The sequence below is a fragment of the Sphingomonas sp. S-NIH.Pt3_0716 genome, assembly GCF_003950715.1.
In the GTDB taxonomy this organism is placed as follows: Bacteria; Pseudomonadota; Alphaproteobacteria; order Sphingomonadales; family Sphingomonadaceae; genus Sphingobium; species Sphingobium yanoikuyae_A.
Window position 1 is genome coordinate 85,961 of record NZ_QLJK01000022.1, and the last position, 11,958, is coordinate 97,918.

General features: G+C 63.5%; 11 protein-coding genes and 1 tRNA gene. 11 read left to right on the forward strand and 1 reads right to left on the reverse strand.

Going from position 1 to position 11,958, the window contains the following annotated elements; translation table 11 throughout:
- The first annotated feature begins 40 nt into the window (after positions 1-40).
- From BRX37_RS17875 to BRX37_RS17925, 11 genes are all read left to right on the forward strand, one after another.
- On the forward strand, positions 41-2,083 hold the full coding sequence (locus BRX37_RS17875) for a M13 family metallopeptidase (protein WP_125988524.1): 2,043 nt from the start codon (positions 41-43) through the stop codon (positions 2,081-2,083).
- A gap of 204 nt (positions 2,084-2,287) precedes the next feature.
- A complete protein-coding gene (locus BRX37_RS17880) occupies positions 2,288-2,698 on the forward strand; it encodes a DUF4168 domain-containing protein (protein WP_004208769.1) in 411 nt (136 codons plus the stop codon).
- Positions 2,699-2,811: 113 nt separating this feature from the next.
- On the forward strand, positions 2,812-4,644 hold the full coding sequence (locus tag BRX37_RS17885; RefSeq protein ID WP_037513092.1) for a cation:proton antiporter: 1,833 nt from the start codon (positions 2,812-2,814) through the stop codon (positions 4,642-4,644).
- The gene (locus BRX37_RS17890) at positions 4,641-5,264 is read left to right on the forward strand and encodes an OmpA family protein (protein ID WP_125988526.1); all 624 of its coding nucleotides are present in this window, start codon (positions 4,641-4,643) and stop codon (positions 5,262-5,264) included. Before BRX37_RS17885 ends, BRX37_RS17890 begins: the two co-directional genes overlap by 4 nt.
- 32 nt (positions 5,265-5,296) lie before the next feature.
- Positions 5,297-6,586, forward strand: coding sequence for an adenosylmethionine--8-amino-7-oxononanoate transaminase (locus tag BRX37_RS17895; RefSeq protein ID WP_125988528.1), 1,290 nt, complete (start codon positions 5,297-5,299; stop codon positions 6,584-6,586).
- A 57-nt stretch (positions 6,587-6,643) separates the two neighbouring features.
- Positions 6,644-6,862: a translation initiation factor IF-1 gene (gene infA / locus BRX37_RS17900; RefSeq protein ID WP_003049127.1), complete on the forward strand. Its 219-nt coding sequence runs from the start codon at positions 6,644-6,646 to the stop codon at positions 6,860-6,862.
- Between the two features lie 12 nt (positions 6,863-6,874).
- Positions 6,875-7,462: a Maf family protein gene (locus BRX37_RS17905; RefSeq protein ID WP_125988530.1), complete on the forward strand. Its 588-nt coding sequence runs from the start codon at positions 6,875-6,877 to the stop codon at positions 7,460-7,462.
- A gap of 49 nt (positions 7,463-7,511) precedes the next feature.
- A complete protein-coding gene (locus BRX37_RS17910) occupies positions 7,512-8,501 on the forward strand; it encodes a hypothetical protein (protein ID WP_048939423.1) in 990 nt (329 codons plus the stop codon).
- Positions 8,491-8,685 carry a DNA gyrase inhibitor YacG gene (locus BRX37_RS17915; protein ID WP_037521277.1) on the forward strand — a complete coding sequence of 65 codons (195 nt, stop codon included), beginning with the start codon at positions 8,491-8,493 and terminating at the stop codon, positions 8,683-8,685. Before BRX37_RS17910 ends, BRX37_RS17915 begins: the two co-directional genes overlap by 11 nt.
- A 49-nt stretch (positions 8,686-8,734) precedes the next feature.
- Positions 8,735-8,810 (forward strand) — tRNA-Phe (locus tag BRX37_RS17920).
- Between the two features lie 166 nt (positions 8,811-8,976).
- Positions 8,977-10,692, forward strand: coding sequence for a phage integrase central domain-containing protein (locus tag BRX37_RS17925; protein ID WP_318276756.1), 1,716 nt, complete (start codon positions 8,977-8,979; stop codon positions 10,690-10,692).
- A 1,092-nt stretch (positions 10,693-11,784) separates the two neighbouring features.
- On the opposite strand, the gene BRX37_RS17930 is transcribed toward BRX37_RS17925, so the two are convergent.
- The coding region (locus BRX37_RS17930) for a transposase domain-containing protein (protein WP_164522413.1) at positions 11,785-11,958 on the reverse strand (174 nt) is incomplete at its 5' end.

Genomic DNA, 11,958 nt, shown 5'->3' on the forward strand with positions numbered 1-11,958 from the left:
GAATGACGTCCGATCCAGACGAAGCAAGGGAATAGCCTTCATGAAGTTCCTCCTGATGGGCGCTGCCGCCACCGGCCTCGCGCTCGCCGCGACCGTGGCCCATGCCGACCAGCCCGCCACCACGACCGCCGCTGCCCCGGCCGCCAAGCCGACCTATGGCACTTACGGCTTCGACACCGCCGGCATGGACAGCTCGGTCAAGCCCGGCGACGATTTCTATGAATATGCCAACGGCACCTGGCTGAAGAACACGCCGATCCCGGCGGACAAGTCCAACTATGGCGCCTTCACTGTGCTGGATGAACTGTCGCAGAAGCGCACCCGCGAGATATTGGACGGCGCCAAGACCGATCCGAACAGCAAGATCGGCGTCGCCTATGCGACCTATCTGGATTCGGCCGCGGTCGAGGCGAAGGGCCTTGCCCCGATCAAGCCCTGGCTCGCCGAAATCGGCGCGGTCAAGGATCTGAAGGCCTATGCCGCCCTGTCCGGCAAGGCGGCGCGCGCCGGCGTGCGCGGTCCGTTCCGTTTCTATGTCGGCCAGGACGACAAGGATCCCGAAACCTACATCCTCTCGATGATGCAGGGTGGCCTGGGCCTGCCCGACCGCGACTATTATCTCGACCAGGGCGAGAAGATGGCGGCGATCCGCACCGCCTATGTCGCCCATCTCGAACAGATGCTGACCCTGCTGGGCGAACCCAATGCCAAGGCGCGCGCTGCCGCGCTGATGGCGTTCGAGACCGAGATCGCCAAGGTCCACTGGACCCAGGTCGACAGCCGCGACGCGGACAAGACCTATAACAAGATGACCCTCGCCGCGCTGCAGAAGGCCGCGCCCGGTTTCGACTTCGCCGCCTATTTCGGCGCCGTTGGCCTCAAGCCCACCGACCTGCTGGTCGCCCAGCCCTCCGCCGTCACCGGCGAAGCCGCGCTGATCGCCAAGGCGCCGATCGGCGTGCTGAAGGACAGCCTGCTGCTGCGCAGCGTCCACAGCTATGCCGATTATCTGCCCGACAATATCGCCAGCGCCGATTTCGCCTTTTTCGGCACCACCCTGTCGGGCACGCCCGAGCGCGAGGAACGCTGGAAGCGCGGCGTCACCTTCCTCAAGGAATCGTTGGGCGAGGAAGTCGGCAAGGTCTATGTCGCCAAATATTTCCCGCCCGAAACCAAGGCGGCGATGGACCAGCTGGTCAAGAATGTCCTGTCGGCCATGGGTCGCCGCATCGATGGCCTGCCGTGGATGAGCGACGAGGCCAAGGCCCGCGCCCACAAGAAACTGGCCGCCTTCACGCCCAAGATCGGCTATCCCGACCGCTGGCGCGACTATAGCGGCCTGACGATTACGTCGGGCGACCTGTTCGGCAATGCGATGCGCGCGAACCAGTTCGACTTCGATTATAATATCGGCAAGCTGGGCAAGCCCATCTATCGCTGGGAATGGGGCATGACCCCGATGGAGATCAACGCCTATGCCAATTTCGGCATGGTCGAGATCGTCTTCCCGGCCGCCATCCTGCAGCCGCCCTTCTTCGATCCCCATGCCGATCCGGCAGTCAATTATGGCGGCATCGGCGCGGTGATCGGCCATGAACTCAGCCATCATTTCGACGACCAGGGCGCGAAATATGACGAGACCGGCAAGCTCAACCAGTGGTGGACCGATCAGGACGTCGCCAATTTCAAGGCGCTGACCGCCAAGCTCGGCGCTCAATATGACGCCTATGAACCCTTCCCCGGCGCGCATGTGAAGGGCGCCTTCACCATGGGCGAGAATATCGGCGATCTGGGCGGCCTGGCCGTCGCGCTCGACGCCTATCATGCCTCGCTGGGCGGCAAGGCCGCGCCGGTGATCGACGGCATGACCGGCGACCAGCGCTTCTTCCTGGGCTGGGCACAGGTGTGGCGCCGCAATTATCGCGAGGCTAATCTGCGCCAGCGCCTGGTCACCGATCCGCACGCGCCGTCGCAATATCGGGCCGACATCGTGCGCAATTTCGACGCCTGGTATGATGCGTTCAAGCCCGCGCCGGGCGGCAAGATCTATCTCGATCCCAAGGATCGGGTGAAGATCTGGTAAGCAGAATCGGGAAGGGCCGCTCATCGGGCGGCCCTTTTTCGTTGCGGCATGGAAATGAGGGCCGCGACCGATCGTTTTCCCTTCGCGGCAGGCTGACGGGAACTTTTCCGCCATCTTTCTAATGCCACGCTTCATCCTGTCCGGACTTTTCCCCGGCCTGCTTTGTCCACAGCTTTGGGCGGTAGCAAAGCCAAGGAGAAGCACATGACGGGTCTCAACCTTTCGAACATCATCAAGACCGGTGTCGCGTCGGTCGCGCTGCTGGCAGCCTATTCCGTGTCGGCGCAGACGCCTGCCGCCCCCGCAGCATCGGCCCCCGCCGCCGGCGCCAGCAACTTCAGCGATGCCGACATCAAGCAGTTTGCCGCCGCCGCCGTCGAAGTGACCAAGATTCAGTCGGACAATGCGATCGCCGCCGCGGAAAAGCAGCCCAAGATGCTGGCTGCGCTGCAGTCGAAGGGCATTCCGCCTGAAAAGTTCAACGCCATCGGCCAGGCTGCGGCCGCCGATCCGGCCCTGCAGCAGCGGATTCAGGCTGCCGCCGGCACGCCAGCCCCGGCCGCGCCCGCCAGCCCGGCGACCCCGGCTGATCCGGCAACCCCGCCGCAGCAATAAGCATATTTGCCACGGGAATGGCGGGTTCTCCCTTGCCCGCCATTCCCGATCTGCGATCCGGTTCCCCAGATCGTTGAAAATAAAGGGGGTGACCATGGCGGCTCCGCCTGTCTATGGTCCCGGCCATGCATGAACAGGCCCTTGTAATCGCGCTGATCGGCATATTGGGCATCGGCGCCCAATGGATTGCCTGGCGCACCGGCTGGCCCGCCATCGCCTTGATGCTCGCCGCCGGCGTCATCGGTGGCCCGGTGACCGGCCTTATCGATCCCAAACTCACTTTTGGCGAACTGCTCGAACCCATGGTGTCGGTGGCGGTCGCCCTGATCCTGTTCGAGGGCGGGCTCAGCCTCAATTTCCGCGAACTGCGCAAGACCGACGGCGCCGTCACCCGGCTGGTGGTGCTGGGCGCGCCGATCGGATGGATATTGGGCGCGCTCGCCCTTTATTATGTCGCGGGCCTCGTCTGGCCGGTGGCGATCCTCTTCGCGGGCATATTGGTCGTGACCGGCCCAACCGTCGTGCTGCCGCTGCTGCGCCAGTCCAACGTCGCCGCCCGGCCGCGCGCGATCCTCAAATGGGAAGCGATCGTCAACGATCCGGTCGGCGCGCTGCTCGGCCTTGCCACCTATGAATATCTGCGCCGATCGAGCGAGGGCAGCACGCTGGCGGCTGTCATCCTGTCGCTGGTCGCTGCCGCGATCATCGCCGGCCTGATCGGCTGGCTCGCCGCCCGTGCGATCGGCTGGGCGTTCCAGCGCGGCCATGTGCCGGAATATCTGAAAGCGCCAATCCTGCTGGTCGCAGTGATCGGCGTCTTCGTCCTCTCCAATCTTATCCAGGCGGAAACCGGCCTCGTCACCGTGACGGTAATGGGCGTCGCGCTCGCCAACATGAAATTCGATTCCCTGCGCGACATCCAGCCGTTCAAGGAAAATGTCACCGTCCTGCTGATCTCGGGCGTGTTCGTGATCCTGTCGGCCTCGCTCGACCTTGATGTGCTGCGCCAGTTCGAATGGCGCTTCCTGGCCTATCTGCTGGTGCTGCTGTTCGTCGTCCGCCCGGCGACGGTGCTGCTCAGCCTCGCCTTCTCGCCGGTGCCCTGGAACGAGCGATTGCTGGTCGCCTGGATCGCGCCGCGCGGTATCGTGGCGGTCGCCATTTCCGGCCTGTTCGCGCTGCGGCTCGATCGGCTGGGCTATGGCGACGGCGCGATCCTGGTGACCCTGTCCTTCTCGATCGTGGTCGCGACCATCCTGTTCCATGGCTTCTCGATCAAGCCGGTCGCCCGGCTGCTCAAGGTCACCGGCGCGCAGGACAAGGGGCTGCTGCTGGTCGGCGCCACGCCCTTCAGCCTCAGCCTTGCCGCCCAGCTGCGCCAGTTGGAGGTGCCGGTGATGATCGCCGACAATAGCTGGCAGCGGCTGGCCCCCGCCCGCCATGGCGGTATCCCGACCTATCATGGCGAGATATTGGCGGAGGCGACCGAGGAGCGGCTGGACCTGGCCCAGTTCCAGGTGCTCGCCGCCACGTCGGAGAATGAGGCCTATAACGCGCTCGTCTGCAACGAGTTTGCGCCCGAGGTCGGCCGCGACAACGTCTATCAGTTGGGCGATGCCAGCGACGATCATGATCCGCGCGCGCTGCCGGAATCGCTGCGTGGCCGCGCGCTGTTCGATTCCGGCCTCGGCGTTGAGGAAATCATGATCCGCGAGGATGCCGGCTGGACCTTCCGCAAGACGCGGATCAGCGACCAGTTTGATTTCGAGGCGGCCAAGGCCGACCTGCCGGCCGATGCCGACATGCTGCTGCTGCTCCGCAAGAACGGCACGATGCGCTTCTTCACCCATGCGTCGCGACCGACGCCACAGCCGGGCGACACGATCCTGTCCTATGTGCCGCCCGCATCAAAGACCCGCAAGAAACCGGAAGGAGAGGAGGAATGAGGAGGCTCGCCCCCGCGCTGGCCGTGTGCGTCATGCTGGCGGCCTGTGATCGGCCCGCAGGCAATGCTGTCGACAATGCCGCCAACGCAGCCAATGCGTTGGGCAATGATATAGCCGCGAACGAGGCCGATAATGCCGCCGAGCCGGTCCGCTCGATCCTGCGCCCCGAAGTGGCCGAACCCGAAGCGCCGAAGATCGAACCGCTCGACGCCACCATCGCTTTCGGCACGTCCGGGCTGAAGCTGGACGATGCCGCCCGCGCCGCACTCGATACGCTGGTCGAAACCCCGGCGATCAAGACCGGCGGGGCGATCACGTTGCGCGGCCATAGCGACAGCAAGGGCAATGACGGCGACAATCGCGTAGCCTCCCGCATCCGGGCCGAGGCGGTAGAGGCCTATCTGGTTGAAAAGGGCATCGCCAAGGATCGCATCAGCCTGATCGCGCTGGGCGAAACCCGGCCGGTCGCGCCCAATGCCAAGGAGGATGGCAGCGACGATCCGGAAGGTAGGGCGAAGAATCGCCGGGTCGACATCCATGTCGCGGTGCCCACGGTCGTCGTGCCGACGGCGGCCGTGCTGCCCAGCATCTCGCCGGTGGATCGCAAGGACAAGCCATAGCCTTGGTCGCCGATCGGGCGTAGGGGACGCCGATGACCTCTCCTGTCTGGCACCCCTTCACCCAGCACGGCCTCAACGAGCCTATTCCCCATGTCGTCCGGGCGGAGGACGCGACCCTCCATCTGGCCGATGGCAGCAGCCTGATTGACGGCATTTCCAGCTGGTGGGTGACGACCCATGGCCATTGCCATCCGCGCATCGCCGCGGCCATCGCGCATCAGGCCGGGCAGCTCGATCAGCTGATCTTCGCGGGCTACACCCATGAGCCGGCCGAGGCAGTGGCGCGCGGTCTGATCGATCTCATGCCACAGGCGCCGGGGCGCGATCCCCTGGCCCATGTCTTCTTTTCCGACAGCGGATCGACCGCAGTGGAAGTCGCGCTCAAGATGGCGCTTGGCTATTGGCATAATCGCGCGCTCGACGGGCTGGGCGAGGCGCGCAGCCGCATCCTGGTGCTGGAACATAGCTATCATGGCGATACGATCGGGGCGATGTCGATCGGTGAGCGCGGTGTCTATAATGCCGCCTGGACACCGCTGCTGTTCGATGTCGGCACCATCCCCTTCCCGCATCCCGGCCGCGAGCAGGAGATGCTTGCCGCACTGGAGGCTGCCTGCGCGGAGCGTCCAGCCGCCTTCATCGTCGAGCCGCTGATCCTGGGAGCCGGGGGGATGCTGATCTATCCGCCCCATGTGCTGCGGGCGATGGCAGACATCTGCGCGCGCCACGATGTGCTGTTCATCGCGGACGAGGTGATGACCGGCTGGGGCCGCACCGGCACCCTGTTCGCCTGCGAGCAGGCCGGCGTGGTGCCCGACATCATGGCGGTGGCCAAGGGGATTACCGGCGGCGCCATTCCGCTCGCCGCGACGCTGGCGACCCCGCGCATCTTCGAGGCACATCGCTCGACCGACCGGGCGCGCCTCTTCTACCATTCGTCCAGCTACACCGCGAACGCGATCGCCTGCGCTGCTGCTGCCGAAAATCTCGCCATCTGGGCCGAAGAGGATGTGTGCGGACGGATTGCTGCACTGGCGCAGGGCATTGCCGACCGGCTGGCCTCGCTGGCCAGCCATCCCGCCTTCGCCAACCCGCGCCAGATCGGCACGATCATGGCAATCGACCTGGTAGCGGCCGATGCCGGCTACCTCTCCGATCTCGCGCCGCGCCTACGTGCCTTCTTCCTGGAACGCGGCCTCTTGCTAAGGCCGCTCGGCAACACCATCTACCTCATGCCGCCCTATTGCATCGATGCACAGCAGCTTGATGCCGTCTTCGCGGCCCTCGTCGCAGCCGGTGATTATTTCGGTTCTGCGTCCTGACTTCCATTTTCCACGTTTTGGCGCTATGGCGGCGCGATTTTTCGATTCTGGGATATTATGGCCAAAGAAGAACTGCTTGAAATGCGCGGACAGGTTGTGGAGCTTCTCCCCAACGCCATGTTCCGCGTGCGCCTTGAGAATGATCATGAAATTCTCGGCCACACCGCTGGCAAGATGCGCAAGAACCGCATCCGCGTGCTGGTCGGTGACGAAGTGCTGGTCGAACTGACCCCCTACGACCTGACCAAGGGTCGGATCACCTACCGCTTCAAATAAGCCGCATTTTCGATGCGACTCATTCTAGCTTCGGCTTCCCCCAGACGGCGTGACCTTCTGGGGCAGATTGGCGTGCTTCCTGATGCCGTCGATCCAGCGGACATTGACGAAAACCCGCGCAAGGCCGAACTGCCGGCCGCCTATGCTGCGCGTGTCGCCGCCGAAAAGGGCGCGCTGGTCGCTGCCCGCCATCCCGGCGCGCTGATACTGTCGGGCGACACCGTAGTGGCCGCCGGCCGCCGCATCCTGCCCAAGGCGGAAAGCGAGGCGGAGGTCCGCGCCTGCCTCGACCTGCTGTCGGGGCGCCGGCATCGCGTCTACAGCGCCATCACCTTGATCGACGCCGCAGGCGTGGCACGGCACCGCCTGTCCACGAGCGTCGTCATCTTCAAGCGGCTGGAGCGCAGCGAGATCGACCGCTATATTGCCAGCGGCGAAGGGCTGGGCAAGGCGGGTGGCTACGCCATCCAAGGCCGTGCCGCGGGCCTCATCCGCAGCATCCAGGGCAGCCATAGCGCGATCATGGGCCTGCCGCTTTACGAAACCCGCACGCTGCTTGAGGCAGCGGGCTATCCACTGGACCGTCGGGATTTCGAGTGAAATGGTACATTTCACGGCTCGGAAATCACGACAAGTAGGTAACTGAACGATGGCCGAATGGCTCTATGAAGAAGGCATTGGCGAGGCCCGTGCCGCGCTGATCGAAAAAGGGCGCATCGTCGAGGCGCTGATCGAGCGCGAGGGCGAGGTCGCCCGTGCAGGTGCCATCCTTCAGGGCCGTCTGGTCCAGACCATCATTCCGCGCAAGCGCGGCGTGGTGCGCCTGATCTCGGGCGAGGAAGTGCTGATCGAGCCGATCCCGCCCAAGGTGGCCGAGGGCGCCAATGTGCTGGTCGAAATCTTCCGCGAGGCGATCGCCGAGGAAGGGCGGGGCAAGCGCGCCAAGGGCCGCATCGCCCAGCCCGGTTCCAAGGTGCATCCGGGGCCCAGCCTGCTGCAGCGGCTGCGCGCCACCGATGTCGCCATCCGCCCCTGTCCCGCCCATGAGGAGGACCGGCTCGAAGCCCTTGGCTGGAGCGAGCTGATGGAAGAGGCGGTCAGCGGCGAAGTCGGCGCCGAGGATGCGGCGCTGCGCATCTTCCTGACCCCCGCGATGATCCTGATCGACATCGACGGCAGCCTGCCGCCGGCCCAGCTCGGCCCCAAGGGCGCGAAGCTGTCGGCCCAGGCGATCCGCCGCATGGGGCTGGCTGGCTCGATCGGCATCGACCTGCCGACCATGAACAACAAGGATGAGCGCATCGTCGCGGCCGCGCAGATCGACAAATATCTGCCGCTGCCGTTCGAGCGGACGGCGGTCAACGGCTTCGGCTTCGTCCAGATCATCCGCCGCCGCGAACGCGCCAATCTGATGGAACTGCTGCGCGAGGATCCGGTGCTGACCGCCGCGCTGGCGCTGCTGCGCCGTGCCGAACGGCATGGCACCGGCGGCGCGGCGACGATCACCGCCGCGCCGGCGATCATCGACCTGCTGCACAAGCGCGCCGACTGGATCGAACAGCTTGCCCGCCGTCGGGGTGGTGAGGTGACGCTGCGCGCTGATTCTGCGCTGTCGCTGGCGGCCGGCCATGTCGCCTAAGGCCGGCGCCTGTCCGGTTTGCGGCCAGCCGGCGCAGCCGGAAACCCGCCCCTTCTGCGGCAAGGGATGTCGCGATCGCGACCTGCTGCAATGGCTGGGCGAGGGCTATCGCGTGCCCGGCATGCCGGGCGACGAAGCCCTGCAAAAAAATGATAATTATGGGCTGGACAGCGAGCCGGATTGACGCCTATAGGCACGCCTCCATCCGGCGGTCACCTCCGCCGAGACGCGATGCCCGGGTAGCTCAGTTGGTAGAGCATGCGATTGAAAATCGCAGTGTCGGCGGTTCGAATCCGTCCCCGGGCACCATTTGTTCCCCTCAGAACATCTCGGAAATGCCCAAGCCGCCTCTCGGAAATGGCGGATTTCTGCGACCTTTTGAGCCTTTTGCTCTCAGGGCGTCTAGTTGCATCGCGCAACCTTTTCTGGCCGAAGCTGGTAGCTATTCTCGCGGGTACCATGAAGGAGATACCCCATGCTGAGCGCCATGGCCGTAAGCAATGCGAAGCCCATCCACCGTCCCTATAAATTATCGGACGGCCGGGGCCTGTATCTGATGGTGATGCCCAACGGGGCGCGCTACTGGCGCTTCTATTACACCTTCCTCAAGAAGCAGAAGACCCTGTCGGTCGGGGTGTATCCCGATGTCTCGCTCGCACTGGCGCGAGAGCGGCGAGAAGAGCTGCGACGCATTCTTGCGTCAGGCGAAGACCCGTCCAGCCGCCGGAAGGCCGATGCCGCCCAGGCGCGGCTGCTTGAAATCGGAACGTTCGACCAACTCGCTGACGAGTATGTCGCGCGGCTGAAGGCTCGAGGCCGAGCGGAGAAGACGGTCACCAAAAATATCTGGATTCTCGAATATGCACGGCCCGCGCTCGGAAACCAGCTGGTGCGGGATATTTCGACGCCGGAGATATTGGAGATCCTGCGGAAGATTGAAGCGCGAGGGCGTTACGAAACCGCGATTCGGCTTCGAGGGACATTAAGCACTATCTTTCGCTACGCCATTGCCACCGGCAGGGCGCAGAAGGATCCGGCAAGCGAACTGCGTGGAGCGTTGCTGACGCCCCAAGTCAAACACAGGCCGGCCATCACGGACCCGGCCAAGGTGGGGCCGCTGCTTCGTGCCATAGACGGCTATGACGGCGATGGTGCGGTCCGGATCGCCCTTCAGCTGTCGGCCCATCTGTTCGTTCGCCCAGGTGAGCTCCGGCTGGCGCATTGGGAGGAGTTTGATCCGGACAGCTGCATCTGGCTCATTCCAGCGAGCCGGACGAAGATGCGTCGCCTTCACAAGGTCCCGCTCTCGCGCCAGGTTCTTGGTCTGCTGGAAAAGCTGGAGGGCATGACCGGGGGCGGTCAGCTCCTGTTTCCGAGTCCTCGATCCGACAAACGCGCCATATCCGACAACACACTAAATGCAGCGCTTCGCCGGATGGGCTTCAAGCAGGACGAGATGACGGCGCATGGCTTCCGGGCCATGGCAGCGACCTTGCTCAATGAATGCGGCAAATGGCATCCGGATGCCATTGAACGACAGCTGGGCCACATCGAAGGCAATGATGTCCGGCGCGCCTATGTGCGCGGCGAGCATTGGGGCGAGCGCGTGCAGATGATGCAATATTGGTCGGATCTTGCCCATTCCCGAAAGCCCGATAATACGGACCGCGTTTCCCGGCACCGCCAGATGCACCCGAATGCGCGATATCGCTTCGCCGACCGGTACGTATGCACCGCCGACCTGGGCGCGGCTTGTCTGGTCAAGGACGTACCGACCGCCGGGTTCGGCCGCCCTCGACCAGTTTCCGTGAGGTTCCCAGCCGCCACGTGGCCGCCCGACCTTCTCAAGCAGCCAAGCGGCGATGCCGACGTGCTCGTTCGCCCAGCGCGCGATCCTGTCCGCACCGTAGAAATCGAGTGCGATGCGGTTGTTATTCGGCACGTCCGTGATGGCCTTGCGCATCGCGGCGATCCGCTTGTCGTATGCCGATGCCGACGGATCGTCCGTCGAGAAGATGATGTAGGAACCGCGCTTCTTCGCCAGCTCGGTGAAGATCGGGCGCGGAGTACCATTGCGCCTCATCTCCTTCTCGATTTTCGCAGGACCCATGGTCTCGGCCTTGGATTGGAACATGTTCGTTCGACGGGGCAACCAGGCCTTAGGCTTGGGTTCGCCGGTCCAGATGATTGACGCGTCTACGCCGCCGTCTCCGGCAGTTTGGTTGCCACCGACGGAAATCCCGGTCGCCGGGATGCCGCGCGCCTTCGCCTCGGTTTCAAGCAGATGCCGCAGGAGTTCGCGCAGGCCTTCATCGGAAAGGTCAGCGACCATCTCCTTTGTGATGTCGAAGGGGCCCAAGATCAACGTTTCCGGGTCGGCAATGGCAGAGTGTGATGAAACAATTCCGACAGAGCCACTGGGATTGCGGGCGCCGAATTCACTGGAAGCAAATAAAGCGAGGCCACTGAGAGATGCGAGCGATCCATAAGAGCATTGTGTCAGCAGGCATTAATGGCCGCAATAGATCGATTTGGTCATGACGCGGCCAATCGATCGGATGTCCGAAAATTCGGTTTGGAGCTAGAAGCGGACTGCCCGCTGACGGCCAATTGCGGACCAAAGGGGCACACCGTCGCCGTCGGCCGTTCGCTGGAGCATTTTCCTAGGCCAACTCGAACTGACCAAGCGGAGCAATATGCGGTCTATTGAATGATCCTGATGAACGTTAGATGATTAATAGATGTTATGATAAAATAATTGACTTTGAGATCGAACCAACTTTATAATTGCATGATACTGGTAGTATTTCTGGTATCAATTCGTTGCATTTATGAAATGTGATCGGAAGATTGGAAAGGTTTGTCATGACAAATGCTCCGTCCCCGGCACCATTTGCTCCCCTCAGATGACCGGACCCACTAAGTCGCGCCGCTGACCCGCTAAGTGGCTTCCTGCGACCCATATAAACGCTTCAAGCTCTGTATTTGAGCAGAATCCGGAATTGCGCCCACTGGACGGCTCAAGTCGCCTCTGGCGCCAGCCGCGGCAAATTACGTCGGCGGCCAGATCATAGCGGCGACATATTCTAGATCATGACACTGCGAGCAAAGGGATCAGGTCCAAAGGACGAACCGGGGAATCTGGTACCGAAGCGTAAATCCCTCTCTGAAACTGAAGCTGGCCTCCGAACCGAATCGGAGGTTTCGCTCATTTCGACAGGTGGTGATCCCGCCTATATTATGGATTTTCGGTAAGCGCTAAAACACTCCCACAGGGGAGCGCTCAGGCGGCCTGATCGATGACGGGGCTGGCGGTGACGCGACTATCTACCCAGTTGTAGGGGAGCAGATCATCGATGGGATCTGTGTCGCCGCACAGGACGATGCGTGCGAGGACATCGGCGAGGTAGGCCTGCGGGTTGATACCGCCCAGTTTGCATGTTTCGATGAGGCTGGC

Coding starts and splice junctions, on each gene's coding strand:
- BRX37_RS17875 (WP_125988524.1), top strand. CDS start 41: ATGAAGTTCCTCCTGATGGGCGCTGCCGCCACCGGCCTCGCGCTCGCC.
- BRX37_RS17880 (WP_004208769.1), top strand. CDS start 2,288: ATGACGGGTCTCAACCTTTCGAACATCATCAAGACCGGTGTCGCGTCG.
- BRX37_RS17885 (WP_037513092.1), top strand. CDS start 2,812: ATGGTCCCGGCCATGCATGAACAGGCCCTTGTAATCGCGCTGATCGGC.
- BRX37_RS17890 (WP_125988526.1), top strand. CDS start 4,641: ATGAGGAGGCTCGCCCCCGCGCTGGCCGTGTGCGTCATGCTGGCGGCC.
- BRX37_RS17895 (WP_125988528.1), top strand. CDS start 5,297: ATGACCTCTCCTGTCTGGCACCCCTTCACCCAGCACGGCCTCAACGAG.
- infA (WP_003049127.1), top strand. CDS start 6,644: ATGGCCAAAGAAGAACTGCTTGAAATGCGCGGACAGGTTGTGGAGCTT.
- BRX37_RS17905 (WP_125988530.1), top strand. CDS start 6,875: ATGCGACTCATTCTAGCTTCGGCTTCCCCCAGACGGCGTGACCTTCTG.
- BRX37_RS17910 (WP_048939423.1), top strand. CDS start 7,512: ATGGCCGAATGGCTCTATGAAGAAGGCATTGGCGAGGCCCGTGCCGCG.
- BRX37_RS17915 (WP_037521277.1), top strand. CDS start 8,491: ATGTCGCCTAAGGCCGGCGCCTGTCCGGTTTGCGGCCAGCCGGCGCAG.
- BRX37_RS17925 (WP_318276756.1), top strand. CDS start 8,977: ATGCTGAGCGCCATGGCCGTAAGCAATGCGAAGCCCATCCACCGTCCC.